The sequence below is a fragment of the Kitasatospora phosalacinea genome (assembly GCF_030268885.1).
GTDB lineage: Bacteria > Actinomycetota > Actinomycetes > Streptomycetales > Streptomycetaceae > Kitasatospora > Kitasatospora phosalacinea_C.
In genome coordinates, this window is the sequence record NZ_BSSA01000013.1 from 120,035 (window position 1) to 134,613 (window position 14,579).

The 14,579-nt window shown below is 75.6% G+C and carries 17 protein-coding genes; 10 read left to right on the forward strand and 7 right to left on the reverse strand.

The window, feature by feature from the left end:
• Positions 1–71 precede the first annotated feature (71 nt).
• A complete protein-coding gene (gene bcp, locus QSK52_RS20045) occupies positions 72–545 on the reverse strand; it encodes a thioredoxin-dependent thiol peroxidase (protein WP_285737468.1) in 474 nt (157 codons plus the stop codon).
• A 140-nt stretch (positions 546–685) separates the two neighbouring features.
• Here bcp and QSK52_RS20050 point away from each other — a divergent pair, with 140 nt between their 5' ends.
• The 10 genes from QSK52_RS20050 (at position 686) to QSK52_RS20095 (ending at position 10,324) form a co-directional block, all read left to right on the forward strand.
• Entirely contained in the window at positions 686–1,036 is a 351-nt protein-coding gene (locus tag QSK52_RS20050; RefSeq protein WP_435053297.1) for a DUF3618 domain-containing protein, read from the forward strand.
• A gap of 166 nt (positions 1,037–1,202) precedes the next feature.
• On the forward strand, positions 1,203–1,505 hold the full coding sequence (locus QSK52_RS20055; RefSeq protein ID WP_051732111.1) for a GroES family chaperonin: 303 nt from the start codon (positions 1,203–1,205) through the stop codon (positions 1,503–1,505).
• Between the two features lie 186 nt (positions 1,506–1,691).
• Positions 1,692–2,498 carry an ABC transporter permease gene (locus tag QSK52_RS20060; RefSeq protein WP_285737469.1) on the forward strand — a complete coding sequence of 269 codons (807 nt, stop codon included), beginning with the start codon at positions 1,692–1,694 and terminating at the stop codon, positions 2,496–2,498.
• Complete coding sequence (locus tag QSK52_RS20065) at positions 2,491–3,327, forward strand: ABC transporter permease (protein ID WP_435053298.1); 837 nt, start codon at positions 2,491–2,493, stop codon at positions 3,325–3,327. Before QSK52_RS20060 ends, QSK52_RS20065 begins: the two co-directional genes overlap by 8 nt.
• A 13-nt stretch (positions 3,328–3,340) precedes the next feature.
• Positions 3,341–4,312, forward strand: coding sequence for an ABC transporter ATP-binding protein (locus QSK52_RS20070; RefSeq protein ID WP_285737470.1), 972 nt, complete (start codon positions 3,341–3,343; stop codon positions 4,310–4,312).
• A gap of 85 nt (positions 4,313–4,397) precedes the next feature.
• Positions 4,398–5,618 carry a glycosyltransferase family 2 protein gene (locus tag QSK52_RS20075; RefSeq protein WP_285737471.1) on the forward strand — a complete coding sequence of 407 codons (1,221 nt, stop codon included), beginning with the start codon at positions 4,398–4,400 and terminating at the stop codon, positions 5,616–5,618.
• Positions 5,619–5,641: 23 nt separating this feature from the next.
• The gene (locus QSK52_RS20080) at positions 5,642–6,931 is read left to right on the forward strand and encodes a nucleotide sugar dehydrogenase (protein ID WP_285737558.1); all 1,290 of its coding nucleotides are present in this window, start codon (positions 5,642–5,644) and stop codon (positions 6,929–6,931) included.
• 67 nt (positions 6,932–6,998) lie between these two features.
• Positions 6,999–8,285: a DUF445 domain-containing protein gene (locus QSK52_RS20085; protein ID WP_285737472.1), complete on the forward strand. Its 1,287-nt coding sequence runs from the start codon at positions 6,999–7,001 to the stop codon at positions 8,283–8,285.
• A gap of 136 nt (positions 8,286–8,421) precedes the next feature.
• Positions 8,422–9,210, forward strand: a complete 789-nt coding sequence (locus QSK52_RS20090; RefSeq protein WP_285737473.1) for a hypothetical protein — start codon at positions 8,422–8,424, stop codon at positions 9,208–9,210.
• Positions 9,211–9,325: 115 nt separating this feature from the next.
• Entirely contained in the window at positions 9,326–10,324 is a 999-nt protein-coding gene (locus QSK52_RS20095; RefSeq protein WP_285737559.1) for an adenosine deaminase, read from the forward strand.
• On the opposite strand, the gene yidC is transcribed toward QSK52_RS20095, so the two are convergent.
• The 6 genes from yidC to QSK52_RS20125 form a co-directional block, all read right to left on the reverse strand.
• Complete coding sequence (gene yidC, locus QSK52_RS20100) at positions 10,297–10,992, reverse strand: membrane protein insertase YidC (protein WP_285737474.1); 696 nt, start codon at positions 10,990–10,992, stop codon at positions 10,297–10,299. The genes QSK52_RS20095 and yidC overlap by 28 nt on opposite strands.
• Before the next feature lie 230 nt (positions 10,993–11,222).
• Complete coding sequence (locus tag QSK52_RS20105; protein WP_285737475.1) at positions 11,223–11,504, reverse strand: DUF6412 domain-containing protein; 282 nt, start codon at positions 11,502–11,504, stop codon at positions 11,223–11,225.
• A gap of 117 nt (positions 11,505–11,621) precedes the next feature.
• Entirely contained in the window at positions 11,622–12,695 is a 1,074-nt protein-coding gene (locus tag QSK52_RS20110; protein WP_285737476.1) for a Gfo/Idh/MocA family oxidoreductase, read from the reverse strand.
• Positions 12,696–12,734: 39 nt separating this feature from the next.
• Positions 12,735–13,025 carry a hypothetical protein gene (locus tag QSK52_RS20115; RefSeq protein WP_285737477.1) on the reverse strand — a complete coding sequence of 97 codons (291 nt, stop codon included), beginning with the start codon at positions 13,023–13,025 and terminating at the stop codon, positions 12,735–12,737.
• A gap of 150 nt (positions 13,026–13,175) precedes the next feature.
• Positions 13,176–13,589, reverse strand: coding sequence for a nuclear transport factor 2 family protein (locus tag QSK52_RS20120; protein ID WP_285737478.1), 414 nt, complete (start codon positions 13,587–13,589; stop codon positions 13,176–13,178).
• 23 nt (positions 13,590–13,612) lie between these two features.
• Positions 13,613–14,521, reverse strand: a complete 909-nt coding sequence (locus QSK52_RS20125) for a zinc-binding dehydrogenase (protein ID WP_285737479.1) — start codon at positions 14,519–14,521, stop codon at positions 13,613–13,615.
• Between the last annotated feature and the right edge of the window lie 58 nt (positions 14,522–14,579).

Below are 14,579 nucleotides of genomic sequence, written 5' to 3' on the forward strand. Positions count from 1 at the left end.
AGCCCATGAACGGCGGTGGCGGTCGACCCGGTCGGGGGGTCGGCCGCCACCGCTCCTTCGCGCTCCGACGGCTACTGGCCGACCTTCAGGTCCTTGAGCAGCTTGGCGACGTGCCCGGTGGCCCGGACGTTGTAGAGCGCCCGCTCCACCCTGCCCTGCTCGTCCACCACGACCGTCGAGCGGATCACGCCCTGGTAGGTGCGGCCGTAGTTCACCTTCTCGCCGTACGCGCCGTACGCCTCCAGCACCCGGTGCTCCGGGTCGGACAGCAGGGTCACCTTCAGGTTCTCGGTCTCGCGGAACTTCCCGAGCTTCTCCGGCTTGTCCGGCGAGATGCCGATCACGTCGTAGCCCGCGCCCGCGAACACCTCCAGGTTGTCGGTGAAGTCGCACGCCTGCTTGGTGCAGCCGGGGGTCAGCGCCGCCGGGTAGAAGTAGACGATCACCTTGCGGCCGAGGTGGTCGGCCAGCGACACCTCCTGGCCGTCGGCGTCGGGCAGGGTGAAGGCGGGGGCGGTGTCGCCGGGCTGCAGGCGCTCGCTCACGGTCGGGCTCTCCTCGGGAGGGGACGGGTGGTCGTGCTGCGGGCCAACCTACCCCCGTTGGTGGGTGGCGCTGCGCGCGTGCGGCGGCGAGCTGACAGACTGTCGGTGGAGAAGAAGTACCTAGCGGTAACAGAGATGGGGTGGCCCCAGTGGCAGCGAGCGGCAAGGACACGTCGGCACCGCGTACGACGGCCCAGATCGAGGCGGACATCGCCGGGACCAGGGACCGGCTCGCCGCGACCCTCGACGAGCTCGCCATGCGCGTCCACCCGGCCACCGTCGCCGCCCAGACCAAGGCCAAGGTCCGCGCCTCGGTCGAGCAGAAGGCCGGGCAGGCGTACGTCGCCGCGAGCGGGGCCGTCGAGCAGGTCAGGTCGAAGTTCGTGGACGAGGAGGGCCGGCTGCGGGCCGAGCGGGTGGTGCCGGTCGCGCTGGTCGGCGTCGGCGTGGTGCTGCTGATCGCCTCGGCGCGGCGGCGGCGCAAGGGCTGACGCCGGTACGGTCGGGGCCCCGGGCAGGCGCCCGGGGCCCCGCCGCCGCGTGCCGGTCCGGTACGGTCGGGGCGTGAGCGAGAACGACACCCAGAACACGGCCGCAGCCGGTGAGGACGCCCCGCACGGGCGGCACGACCGGCTCGGGGAGAAGCTGCCGATCCGGATGCTGCACGACCGGGTGCTGGTGCGGACCGAGACCGGCGAGGGCGAGCGGCGCTCCACCGGCGGCATCCTGATCCCGGCGACCGCCGAGCTGTCGCGGCGCTGCGCGTGGGCCGAGGCGGTGGCCGTCGGCCAGAGCGTCCGCTCGGTCGAGCCGGGCGACCGGGTGCTGTACGACCCGGAGGACAAGCTGGAGGTCGAGGTCCGCGGCGCCACCTACGTGCTGCTGCGCGAGCGCGACCTGCACGCGGTCGCGGCGGGCCGGTTCGGCGACCTGGAGGGCTCGACCGGGCTGTACCTGTAGGACCCGGAGGAGGAACGGAGGGCGCCCGCGGCGGGCCGGTACACGCCGCGGGCGCCCTTCGCCGTGCCGCGGGCGCGCTCCGCCGTGCCGCGGGCGCCGTCGAAAACCGGGTGCGGGCGGCCGGGCGGCGGGCATAGCTTGGTGGGTCGCGTCCGCGTGCGGGTGATTGTCGACAAGGGGACAAGTGTGTTCGACGGGGTCTACTTATCGGTCGCCCGCGGGGCCTTCCGGCGGTACTCGACGTACCGGGCCGCGACGGTGGCCGGGACGGTCACCAACACCGTGTTCGGGATGATCCTGGCCTCCACCATGCTCGCCCTGTGGCGGGCCAGACCGGGCCTCGGCGGCTACGACGCCGCGCAGGCGGTCACGTATATCTGGATCAGCCAGGGGCTGCTGGTGACCGTCGCGGTGTGGGGCGGCGGCTTCCAGGACGACCTGCAGGCGCGCTTCCGCAGCGGGGACATCGCCGTCGACCTGTACCGGCCGGTGGACTTCCAGGGCTGGTGGCTGGCCACCGACCTGGGCCGGGCCGGGTACCAGCTGCTGACCAGGGGCGCGCTGCCGATGCTGGCGGGCGCGGCGCTGTTCGACCTGGTGCTGCCGGGCGACCCGCTGGTGTGGGCCGAGTTCCTGCTCGCGGTGGCGCTGGCGGTGGTGGTCAGCTTCGGACTGCGCTTCCTGGCCTCGATCACCGGCTTCTGGCTGCACGACTCCGACGGGGTGCGGGCCGCGATGGCCGTGGTGTCGATGTTCTTCTCCGGGATGCTCCTGCCGCTGGCCCTCTTCCCCGGCGCGCTGGGCGAACTGGCCCGGGTGCTGCCCTTCTCGGCGATGGTGCAACTGCCCGCCGACGTGCTGCTGCAGCGCCGCACCGGCACCGCCCTGCTCGGCCTGTACGGGTTCCAACTGGCCTGGGGAGCCGCCCTGCTGGCGCTCGGCCGGGCCGGACAGACGCTCGCGGTGCGCCGGGTGGTGGTCCAGGGTGGCTGAACCCGGCCGCGGCACGGCGGCGCGTGCGGGCTGGGCGGTGCGCTCCTGGTGGCTGATCACCGGGATGTGGATCCGCTCCACGATGGCCTACCGGGCCTCGTTCGCGCTCTCGCTGGCCGCCAACACGCTCATCACCTTCCTCGACTTCGCGGTGCTGCTGCTGATGTTCGCCCACACCCGGCAGCTGGCCGGGTGGACGCTCGCCGAGACCGGCTTCCTGTACGCCACCTCCTCGGTCGCGCTCGGCGCCGCCAACGTCCTGGTCGGATCGGTCGGCGGACTGGGGGAGCGGGTGCGCTCCGGCAGCCTGGACACCATGCTGATCCGGCCCGCCCCCGCGCTGGCCCAGCTCGCCGCCGAACGCTTCTCGCTGCGCCGCCTCGGCCGGCTGGTCCAGGCCTTCGCGGTGCTCGGCTGGTCGCTCACCGCACTGGACGTGCACTGGAGCTGGGACCGGGTGCTGATGGTGCCCGCCCTGCTGCTGTGCGGCACCGTCATCTTCTGCGCGCTGTTCGTGGGCTGCTCCTGCGTGCAGTTCTGGTGGGGCGAGGCCGCCGAACTGCAGAACGCCGTCACCTACGGCGGCGCGACCGTCCTGCAGTACCCGCCCACCGTGTTCGCCAAGGAGCTCGTCGCCGGGACGGTCTTCGGCGTGCCGCTGGCGTTCGTCAACTGGCTGCCCGCGCTGCACGTGCTGGGCCGCACCGACCCGCTCGGACTGCCCGCCGCCTTCCGGTTCGCCTCGCCGCTGGCCGCCGCGCTGTGCGTGCTGGCCGCCGGGCTCGCCTGGCGGGCCGGGCTGCGCGCCTACCGCTCCACCGGAAGCTGAGAGAAGGGGAACCATGGCCGTGATCGAGGTCGAGGACGTCCGGCGGAGCTTCACCGTCCGCACCAAGGAGGGGCGTTGGCGCCGCGGCAAGCGCGAGGTGCGGGCCGTCGACGGGCTGAGCTTCACCGTCGCGGAGGGCGAGTGCGTCGGCTACATCGGGCCCAACGGCGCCGGGAAGTCCACCACCGTCAAGATGCTCACCGGCATCCTGGTGCCCAGCGGCGGACGGCTGCGGGTGGCCGGGGTCGACCCGGCCGCCCGGCGGGCCGAACTCGCCCGCCGGATCGGCGTGGTGTTCGGCCAGCGCACCACCCTGTGGTGGGACCTGCCGCTGCGCGACAGCTACGAACTGGCCCGGCGGATCTACCGGATCCCCGACGCCAGGTACCGGGCCAACCTCGACCGCTGCGTCGAACTCCTCGACCTGGCCGCGCTGCTGGACACCCCCGTGCGCCAGCTCTCGCTCGGCCAGCGGATGCGCGGCGACCTGGCCGCCGCCCTGCTGCACGACCCCAGCGTGCTGTACCTGGACGAGCCCACCATCGGGCTCGACACCGTCAGCAAGGCCAAGGTCCGCGCGTTCCTGCGCGAGACCAACCGGGAGCGCCGCACCACCGTGCTGCTCACCACCCACGACCTCACCGACATCGAGCAGCTGTGCGGCCGGGTCATGGTGATCGACCACGGCCGCCTCGTCCTGGACGGGCCGCTGGAGCGGCTGCACGAGATCGGCGGCAGCGAACGCACCCTGGTCGTCGACCTCGCCGAGGCGCACCCGCCGATCGACCTGCCCGGCGTCCGGGTCGCCCGCACCGAGGGCCCCCGGCAGTGGCTGGCCTTCCCGGCCCGGCAGAGCGCCGCGCCGATCGTCGCCGCCGTCGCCGAGCGCTACCCCCTGGTCGACCTGTCGGTGCGGGAGCCCGCCATCGAGGACGTGATCTCCCGGATCTACGCGGGCGATCCCGCCGCCGTGCCCGCGCCCTGAGCCGCCGCCCGGGCCCCCGGACGGTCGCCCTCACTCGTTCGAGTGGCGGAGGTGACCAGACGGCCGGTACGGGAGTTGACACCTCGTGACCGAGCAAGGACCGGACGTCAGCGTGGTGATCGCCGTCCACGACACCATGCCCTACCTCACCGCCTGCCTGGACTCGCTGGTGGGCCAGAGCATCGGACCGCAGCGGATGGAGGTCGTCGCCGTCGACGACGGCTCCACCGACGGCAGCACCGAGGAGCTCGCCCGCTACGCCGCCGCCCACCCCGGCCTGTTCCGCACCGTGCGGCAGCCCGCGTCCGGCGGCCCCGCCAGACCCACCAACCGCGGCACCGAACTCGCCCGCGGCCGCTACCTGCTGTACCTCGGGGCCGACGACTGGCTCGGCCCCGAGGCGCTGGAGCGGATGGTCGAGGCCGCCGACCGCTGGGAGTCCGACGTGCTGATCCCCAAGCAGGTCGGCGAGCACGGCCGGATCGTCCCGCAGGGCATCTTCGACCGGACCGCCGAACGCGTCGGCTTCACCGACTCCGCGCTCGCCTGGGCGCTCGGCGACACCAAGCTGTTCCGCCGCGACCTGGTCGTCCGGCACGGGCTGCGCCGCCGCGAGGACCTGGTCATCCACTCCGACCAGCCCTTCACCCTCGGCGCGCTGCTGCACGCCCGCAAGGTCTCCGTCCTCGCCGACTACGACTACTACCACCTGGTGCTGCGCCGGGACCGCTCCAACGTCACCCACCGGGCCGGGCCGATGGACCGACTGCGCGGCTTCACCGCCGCCCACGAGGTGCTCGACCGCTCCACCCTGCCCGGCCCCGCCCGGGACGCCGTCCGCGCCCGCTACTTCAGCTGGGACGTCCCGCAGCTGCTGCAGGCCCCCTTCCTGGACGAGCCGCCCGCCATGCAGCGGCGGATCGTCCAGGAGATCGGCCGGTTCACCGAACGGCACTGCTCGCCCGCCGTGTTCCGCACCCTGCCCGTCCCCGCCCGGCTGCGCCTCGCCCTCGCCCGGCGCGGCGAACTGCACGCCCTGTGCGACCTGATCGCCTGGGAGCGGGACCACGGCGAAGCCGCCCCCGTCCGCCGCGGCTCCAGGCTCTACGCCCACTACCCGATGTTCCGCGACCGGCGCTTCGGCCTGCCCGACGCCCTGTTCGAGCTCGGCCCGGCCCCCGGCCCGGACGGCTGGCGCCGCCTCGTCCCCGCCCCGCTGCGCCGCGCCCGGTGGGCCGCCAAGCGCGCCCTGCGCCGGGCCCGGCGGGACGGCCTGGGCGCGGCCCTGCGGGGGGCCGCCCGGTGAGCGCCCTCGAACAGCAGGACGCCCTGGACGTCTGCGTGGTGGGCCTCGGCAAGATCGGCCTGCCGCTGGCCGTCCAGTACGCCGCCAAGGGCCACCGGGTCACCGGCGCCGACACCGCCCCCGCCGTGGTCGCCGCCGTCACCGCCGGGCGGCCGCCCTTCCCGCGCGAGGCCGACCTCGCCGAACGCCTCGCCGCCGCCGTCGCCGCCGGACGGCTGCGCGCCACCGCCGACACCGCCGCCGCGACCGCCACCGCCGACGCCGTGGTGATCGTCGTCCCGCTGGTCACCGACCCCGACGGCAGCCCCGACTTCGCCCTGCTGGACGCCGCCACCGACGCCGTCGCCGCCGGGCTGCGCCCCGGCACCCTGGTCAGCTACGAGACCACCCTGCCGGTCGGCACCGTCCGCGGCCGCTTCGCCCGGCGGCTGGAGGCGGGCTCCGGCCTGGCCGCCGGACGGGACTTCGCGCTGGTGTTCAGCCCCGAACGCGTCCGCACCGGGCGGGTCTTCGCCGACCTGCGGCGCTACCCCAAGCTGGTCGGCGGCGTCGACGAGGACTCCACCCGGCGCGGCGTCGACTTCTACCGGGCCGTCCTCGACTTCGACCCGCGCCCCGACCTGCCGCGCGGCAACGGCGTCTGGGCGCTGTCCAGCGCCGAGGCCGCCGAGTTCGCCAAGCTCGCCGAGACCACCTACCGGGACGTCAACATCGCGCTGGTCAACCAGTTCGCCCGGTACGCGGACCGGGTCGGCGTCGACCTCGCCGAGGTCATCGACGCCTGCAACTCGCAGCCCTACAGCCACCTGCACCGCCCCGGCATCGCGGTCGGCGGCCACTGCATCCCGGTCTACCCCCGGCTGTACCTGTGGAACGACCCCGGCGCCAGCGTGGTGCGCACCGCCCGCGAGGCCAACGAGCAGGTCCCGGCGTACGCGGTGGGCCTGCTGGAGGGCGCGCTCGGCCCGCTGGAGGGCGTCGCCGTGACGGTGCTCGGCGCGTCCTACCGGGGCGGGGTCAAGGAGACCGCGTACTCCGGCGTCTTCCCGCTGGTCGCGGCGCTGCGGGCGGCCGGGGCCCGGGTCGGCGTCAGCGACCCGCTGTACGCGCCGGAGGAACTGGCCGCGCTCGGCCTGCCGCCGGACGAGGGCAAGCCCGCCGCCGCGCTGGTCGTCCAGGCCGACCACCCCGAGTACCGGGACCTCGGCGCGGTCGACTTCCCCGGCGTCCGGGTGCTGCTCGACGGCCGCCGGGTCACCGACCCGGCCCGCTGGGAGGGCGTGCGGCGGATCGTGCTGGGCGGCGGGGGCTGAGGCACCGCGGGCGCGGATTTCGCGGGGTGGCGGCCGTTTCGCGCGGTCCGTGTGCCAGGCTGGCGGGGTGAGCACGGACGAGACGGCCCCCGGAGTCAGGTTCACCGCTGCCGACGAGGAGAAGCGGCGCGGCGTGCGGCGGATGAAGACCATCGCGACCGGCCTGCTCGGCCTGGCCACGCTGGTGTTCGCGCTCGCCACCTGGGCGAAGGCGTCCGGCGCGGGCGCCTGGGCCGGGTACGTCGCGGCCGCCGCCGAGGCCGGCATGGTCGGCGCGCTCGCCGACTGGTTCGCCGTCACCGCGCTGTTCCGCCGCCCGTTCGGGCTGCCGATCCCGCACACCGCGATCATCCCGACCAAGAAGGACGCCTTCGGCCGCTCGCTCGGCGACTTCGTCGGCGACAACTTCCTCTCCGCGCCGGTCGTCCGGGCCCGGCTCGGCAGGATCGGCGTGGCCCGGCGGCTCGGCGAGTGGCTGTCCGCGCCCGGCAGCGCCGAACGCGTCACCCGGGAGGCCGCCGCCGCGCTGCGCGGACTGCTCGCGGTGCTCCGCGACGACGACGTGCAGGCCGTGGTCGCCGAGGCGGTCACCCGGCGGGCCGCCGCCACCTCGGTCGCCGAACCCGCCGGGCGGCTGCTGGGCAAGGTCGTCGCCGACGGCGGACACCGGGGCCTGGTCGACCTGGTCGCGGTGCGCGCCCACGACTGGCTGGTCGAGCACCACGGCGAGGTGGTCGCCCGGGTCACCGCCAAGACCCCCGGCTGGACGCCCAAGTTCCTCGACCAGCAGGTCGGCGAACGCGTCTACAAGGAACTGCTGCGCTTCGTCGGCGACGTCCGCGACGACCCCGTCCACCCGGCCCGCGGCGCCCTCGACAACTTCCTCGCCGACTTCGCCCGGGAGCTCCAGCACGACCCCGCGACCATCGCCCGGGTCGAACGCGCCAAGGCCGACCTGCTGGCCCGCCCCGAGGTGCAGGACCTGATCGCCTCCTCCTGGGCGGCCGTCCGGGCCCTCGTCCTGAACGCCGCCGAGGACGAGGACAGCGAGCTGCGCCGCCGCCTCACCGGGGCGCTGCGCACGCTCGGTCGCCGACTGGCCACCGACGGCAAACTTCAGGCAAAAACTGACGGCTGGCTGCTGGACGCCGCCGAGTACGTGGTCTCCACCTACCGGGAGGAGATCACCTCGCTGATCTCCGAGACCGTGGCCGGGTGGGACGCCGCCGACGCCTCCCGCAAGATCGAGGCCAACGTGGGCCGTGACCTGCAGTTCATCCGGATCAACGGCACCGTGGTCGGCGCCCTGGCCGGACTGCTCATCCACACCGTCAGCACCGCCCTCGGCGGCTGACGGCGCCCCCGGGCCCGGCCCGCTCCCCGGGCGGGCGGTGCGTGTCCGACCGCTCGGCGCCGTGGGCTAGGGTGAGCGACCGATCGGCGCGGCCAGGGGGGTCGAGCGCCTGTTCTCCACGGGGGAGTTGACGGACATGACGGTGCGTACGCGAAAGCTCGGACTGCGGGTCGCGGCCCTGGCGGCCACCGCGCTGGTGCTGACCGCCTGCAACGACGACGGGTCCTCGGACCAGGCGGCGGCCGGTGCCTCCTCGCCCGCGGCGGCCGCGCCGAGCGCGAGCGCGACCGGCAAGGCCAAGGCCAGGCCGACGGGCAGCGGCAAGCCGAGCAGCGCCCCGGCGGCCGGGGACAAGGCGGCGCAGGCCAGGCTGGGGAAGATCGTGCTGAACGCGCAGGACGTCGGCGAGGGCTTCGTCGGCAACGGCGACGACGACACCAGCACCGACAGCTACACGATGGACGCCTCCTGCGTCTCCAAGGCCGACGGCAGCGCCATCGCCGGGCTGACCGCCACCGTCACCCGCTACCTGCGCGAGGACCACGAGAGCAACTCGACCTTCCTGTCGACCGGCGCGGACCAGTTCACCGGCCCGGACGCCGCGCACCGGGACATCCAGGACGCCAAGGACGAGGACCGGCGCTGCCCGGCCAACACCAACGACGCCGGGGACAAGTTCACCGGCACCCGCACCGTCCAGGCCCCCGCCGTGACCGGCGCCGACGAGGTGTACGCCGTGGAGGGCACCGTCACCTTCGCCCCCGGCGACAACGGCCCGAACAAGCCCGCGCCGTTCACCTACTACATGGCGCGCAAGGGCAGCGTGGTGGTGAGGGTGTTCGTGGCCGGCGACCCGGGCTGGAACCCGCAGATGGCCAAGGACGACGCCCGCCGGGCGCTGGCGAAGCTGGCCACCCGCTGGTGACGGCCCGGCGGCGGCCCGCGGGTTAGCATGCGAGGTCTGTCCGGGTCCGGGTGAGAGTAGACGGGAGCGTGCCGTGGCCGAGGGTGTCCAGGGGATCGAGGCGTTCATCGCCGGAATGCCGAAGGCGGAGCTGCACGTGCACCACGTGGGTTCGGCCTCGCCGAGGGTGGTGGCCGAGCTGGCGGCGCGGCACGCCGGGCGCAGCAAGGTCCCGGTGGACCCGCAGGCGCTCGCCGAGTACTTCACCTTCACCGACTTCGCGCACTTCATCGAGGTGTACCTGAGCGTCGTCGACCTGATCCGGGACGCCGAGGACGTCCGCGCGCTGACGTACGGCGTCGCGCAGGACATGGCCCGGCAGAACATCCGGTACGCCGAGCTGACCGTCACCCCGTACTCGTCGGTCAGCCGCGGCATCCCCGACGTCGCCTTCATGGAGGCGATCGAGGACGCCCGGCTGTCCGCCGAGAAGGACCTCGGCATCGTGCTGCGCTGGTGCTTCGACATCCCCGGCGAGGCCGGGCTCGCCTCCGCCGAGGAGACCGCCCGGCTCGCCCTCGACCTGGCCCCCGACGGGCTGGTCTCCTTCGGGCTCGGCGGCCCCGAGATCGGCGTGCCGCGGCCGCAGTTCAAGCCGTACTTCGACCGCGCCCGGGCCGCCGGGCTGCACAGCGTGCCGCACGCGGGCGAGTCGACCGGCCCCGAGACGGTCTGGGACGCGATCCGGGTGCTGGGCGCGGAGCGGATCGGGCACGGCACCCAGTCGGTCAAGGACCCGGCGCTGGTCGACCACCTCGGCGAGCACCGCATCCCGCTGGAGGTCTGCCCGACCTCCAACCTGGCGACCCGGGTGGTCGAGCGGATCGAGGACCACCCGATCCGGCAGATGGTCGACGCCGGGCTGGTGGTGACCGTCAACAGCGACGACCCGCCGATGTTCGGCACCGACCTGAACACCGAGTACGCCGTCGCCGCGAAGCTGCTCGGCCTGGACGAGGCCGGGATCGCGGCGCTCGCCCGCAACGCCGTCGAGGCGTCCTTCCTGGACGCGGCGGGCAAGCGCCGGCTGACCGGCGAGATCGACGCCTACCTGGCGGCCTGGCCCACCGCCTGAGGGACGGCGCCGTGGGCGGCCGGGCGGTGCAGGTACCACCGCTCGGCCGCCGTCCAGGCGGTGGAGGTCAGCAGGTGGAGGCCGCCCGCGAGGGGCAGCAGCAGGGCGAACAGCGGCGTGCCGAAGGCCAGCCAGCGCAGCGCACCGGCGGGGGCGTTCGCGGCGGCGGCCTTCCGCGCGCGGCGGACGTTGGAGCAGGCCAGGGCGAGCAGGGCCGCCTCCAGGGCGGCGAACACCGCGAACTGCGCCGGGGCGTGGGCCGCCGCCGGGTGCGCGGTGAGCGGGACGCCCGCGAGGGTCGCGTCCAGCAGGTGGCCCGGGGCGGTGGTGAACAGGCGGTACATCACCGAGAAGAACGGCGCCTGCAGCAGCGCGGGCAGCAGCCCCGCGAACGGGCCGACGCCCTCGGCCCGGTGCAGGGCCAGCAGTTCGCGGTTCAGCCGCCCGGGGTCCTTCGCGTGCCGCTCGCGCAGCTGCGCGACCCGCGGCGCGAGCCGCAGCCGGGCCCGCTCGGCCCGGGCCGCGGACCGGGCCAGCGGGTGCAGGGCCGCGCGGACGGCCAGCGTGAACAGGACGATCGCCACCGAGGTGGGGACGACGGTGGCGAGGGCCGCGACGGCGGCGTGGGCGAGGTGGACGGCGGGGTCGAGGAAGCTCAGGACGGACACGGTGGCTCTCCGGGAGTCGGGCGGTGCCCGGGCGGCAGGGCCCGGGCGACGGTGACGGTGCTCGGAGGGCGGACGCGACGAGGGGGCCCGGGCCGACCCGGCGACGCGGTGCCCCGCGCGGGCGTGCGGGCGTGGCGGGAGCCGGGACGGCGGGCGGTCGCGCGCGGTGCCCCGCGCCCTGGCGGGCGCGGGGGAGTGCGCGGAGTGCGGAGGAGGGAAGGACGGGCCCCTCAGGCGGCCGCGGGCCGGTGCCCCGGGGCCCGGGGGCGCGGGCGGCCAGGGGCGTCCGGGTCGCGCGGGGGGAGGTAGGCGGTGCGGTGGGCGCGGCGGCGCAGGGCGGCCGCGTGCACGGCCGCGGGGGTGCGGGCGTCCGGCGGACGGGCCGTGGTGGCGGCGACGGTGACGGCAGCGGCGAGCAGCAGCAGCGCGGCCGCGGTCAGGGCGCCGGGGCCGGTGGGCAGGTCGCCGGTGAGGACCCGCAGCAGCGCGAGGAGGAGCGGCGTGACGAGCACGGTGCGCACCTCCTCGGGTCGGGTCGTCCGGGACCGATGCTACGTCAACGGCGGGGCGGGGGAGGGGAGTTCCCGTCCGGGCGCCGGGGCCGGGCGGCGGCCCGCCCCGGCGGCGGGTCAGGGGAGGCGGACCACGGAGGCCGTCGCCGCGGAGGCGCGGGCGGCCTCCAGGACGGCGAGGGTGGCGACCGCGTCGCGCGGGTCGACCGGGGGCGGGGTGCGGTCGGCGAGGGAGGCGGCGATGCCCGCGTAGTAGGCCGGGTAGTCGCCGGGGTCGGTGGGGACGGGCTCGGCGTCGCCGTCGCTGCCGAGCAGCCCGTACGCGGCGGGGTCGTCGTCGCCCCAGTGGTCGTCCGGCCCGCCGGGGCGGCGGCCGGCCCGGAGGGCGGCCTCCTGCGGGTCCATGCCGAACTTGACGTAGCCCGCGCTGTCGCCGAGGAGCCGCAGGCGCGGTCCGGCGAGCGGGGCGAGGGCACCGGCCCACAGCTGGGAGCGGACGCCGCCGGTGTGGGTGAGGGCGAGGAAGGCGTCGTCGTCGACCACCGCGCCGTCGCGGCGCACGTCGACCTCCGCGTACACCGTCTCGACCGGACCGAACAGGGTCAGCGCCTGGTCGACCAGGTGGCTGCCCAGGTCGTACAGGGTGCCGCCGACCTCGGCCGGGTCGGCGAGCTCGCGCCAGCCCGGCTTGGGCTTGGGGCGGAAGCGCTCGAACCGGGACTCGAAGCGGTGCACCCGGCCGAGCCGGCCCTCCTCGACCAGGCGGCGGGCGGTCAGGAAGTCGCCGTCCCAGCGGCGGTTCTGGAACACCGACAGCAGCAGGCCGGACTTCTCGGCGAACTCGCACAGGTCGCGGGCCTCGGCGCTGGTCGCGGCGAGCGGCTTGTCGACCACGGTGGCCAGGCCCGCCAGCAGGGCGGTGCGGGCCAGCGGCACGTGGGTGCGGTTGGGGGAGGCGATCACCACCAGGTCGAACCGGTCGGCGTCCTCGAACAGCTGCTCGGGTGTGTCGAGGGCGCGGGCGCCCGGGTGGTCGCGGTGCAACTGGGCGCGGCGGTCGGGGTTGGCGGTGACCACCGCGTCCAGCTGCAGGCCGGGGGTGGTGGCGATCAGCGGGGCGTGGAAGGCGGAGCCTGCCAGGCCGTAGCCGATCAGGCCGACGCGGAACGGGGCGGGGGGCGTGCTGCTCATGCCCTCAACTCAACCACCCCGGCCCCCCGGACGGTGGGATCAGCGGCCGTTGCGGGGGCGGCGCCGACACAGCACCACGAACGCCGCGCCGGTCAGCAGTAGCACCGAGCCCAGGGAGAGCAGGACCCCGTCGGCCGTCCCGTCGCCACCGGTCCGGGCGAGCTGCTGCTGGGCGGGGGAGGGGCTGGGGGAGGCGGAGGCGGAGGCGGTGGGGGCCGGGCCCGGGTCGGCGGCCCGGGCGGCCGGGGTGCCGAGCAGGGCGGCGGCGGCCAGCAGGGCGGCGGCGGCCCAGGCGGCCCACAGGGCGGTGGTGCGGCGGACGGAGGCCATCGGAGGCTCCCTTGCGTCGTGCGGAGAGGGTGTGACCGGGACGCTAGCCAGCCCGAGGGGCCGATCTGACGGTACGTCAGGGTAGTTACGGGCGGCTTAAGGCCGCGTTGAGGCGCCCCGGACCGCGGGCGACGGTCCGGGGCCGGGCGGTCACTCGCCGTTCGCGAACAGGACGGTCGCCGCGCGGTGGGTGTCGGTGTACTCGCGGACGGCGGCGATCCGGCCGTCGCGGACGGTGAAGACGCCCAGGTTGCGGTTCTCGTAGACCGCGCCGCGCACGGTGGTGCAGCGCGAGGTCCACTCGGCGACCACCCGGTCGCCCTGCACGACCGGCTCGTCGACCAGGGCGACCTCGACGTCGGTGCCCGGGGCGATCAGGCCGCCGATCGAGCCGAGGAAGCCCTCGACGACGGCCTTCCGGCCGCGCCACTCGCCGCTCAGCGGCAGGTCGCCCGGGTAGGTCCAGACGACGTCCTCGGTGAAGGCCTCGTAGACGGCGTCCGCGTCGCCGCGGTCCACGGCGGCCACGTAGTCGGCGACGACGGTGCGGGGGTCGGTGCTCATGGCGGATCTCCTTCTGGGAGCGGTCAGTCGAGGGTCAGGACGGTGTTGCCGCGGACGCGCCGACCGCGCAGCGCGGCGACCGCGTCGGCGGTGCGCTGCCAGTCGTCGACCAGGCCGAGCTCGGGGTGCAGCCGGCCCTCGGCGGTCAGCCGGACCAGGGTGTGCAGGTCCGGGCCGTCCGGGTGGTCGACGTCCGCGTAGCTGAAGTGCTCGACGGTGGCCGAGACCGGGCCGTGCAGCAGGGCGAAGAAGTCCAGCCGGACCGGCTCGCGGGAAGCCTGGCCGAACCAGACCAGCCGGCCGCGCGGCGCCAACCGGGCCAGCGCCAGCGGGAGTTCGGAGCCGCCGGTGGACTCCAGCACCAGGTCGTACGGGCCGCGCGCGTCCGCCACCGCGTGCACCACCTCGGCGCCCAGCTCCCGCAGCCGCTCGCCGCGTTCGGCGTTCGCGGTGACGGCCGTCAGCCGTGCCCCGGCGGCCACGGCCAGCTCGGTCAGGTAGTGGCCGACGCCGCCGGAGGCGCCGGTCAGCAGCAGCCGCCGCCCGGTCACCGCGCCCGCCCGGCGCAGCAGCCGCAGCGCGGTCAGGCCCGCCAGCGGCAGCGCGGCGGCCGTGGGCGCGTCCAGCTGCTCGGGCAGCACCGCCAGCGCGTCCGTGCGCACCGCCGCGTACTCGGCCCAGCCCGCGCCCGGCGGGTGCGCCACCACCCGCTGCCCGACCGCCGGGCCGGTGCCGTCCGCGGCGGCCTGCACCACCAGCCCGGCGACGTCCTTGCCGGGCCGCCAGCGGGGTGGCGGGTCCTCCAGCAGGAAGGTCTCGCCGCGGTTCACCGAGAACGCGTCGACCTTCACCAGCACCTCCTCGGGGCGCGGTTCGGGTTGCGGGACCTCGGCGAACTCGACCGTGCCGCGGGCCGGGACCAGGGCCTTCATCGGTGACTCCTCTGCTCGTACCGGTCGTTCGGTGACGCACCCAGTCAACGGCCCGGGC

What these genes read in the sequence shown, in the direction of transcription:
- QSK52_RS20055 (WP_051732111.1), top strand. Translation starts at nt 1,203, where the DNA reads ATGCTGCACGACCGGGTGCTGGTGCGGACCGAGACCGGCGAGGGCGAG.
- QSK52_RS20070 (WP_285737470.1), top strand. Translation starts at nt 3,341, where the DNA reads ATGGCCGTGATCGAGGTCGAGGACGTCCGGCGGAGCTTCACCGTCCGC.
- QSK52_RS20090 (WP_285737473.1), top strand. Translation starts at nt 8,422, where the DNA reads ATGACGGTGCGTACGCGAAAGCTCGGACTGCGGGTCGCGGCCCTGGCG.
- QSK52_RS20095 (WP_285737559.1), top strand. Translation starts at nt 9,326, where the DNA reads ATGCCGAAGGCGGAGCTGCACGTGCACCACGTGGGTTCGGCCTCGCCG.
- QSK52_RS20110 (WP_285737476.1), bottom strand. Translation starts at nt 12,695, where the DNA reads ATGAGCAGCACGCCCCCCGCCCCGTTCCGCGTCGGCCTGATCGGCTAC.
- QSK52_RS20115 (WP_285737477.1), bottom strand. Translation starts at nt 13,025, where the DNA reads ATGGCCTCCGTCCGCCGCACCACCGCCCTGTGGGCCGCCTGGGCCGCC.
- QSK52_RS20120 (WP_285737478.1), bottom strand. Translation starts at nt 13,589, where the DNA reads ATGAGCACCGACCCCCGCACCGTCGTCGCCGACTACGTGGCCGCCGTG.
- QSK52_RS20125 (WP_285737479.1), bottom strand. Translation starts at nt 14,521, where the DNA reads ATGAAGGCCCTGGTCCCGGCCCGCGGCACGGTCGAGTTCGCCGAGGTC.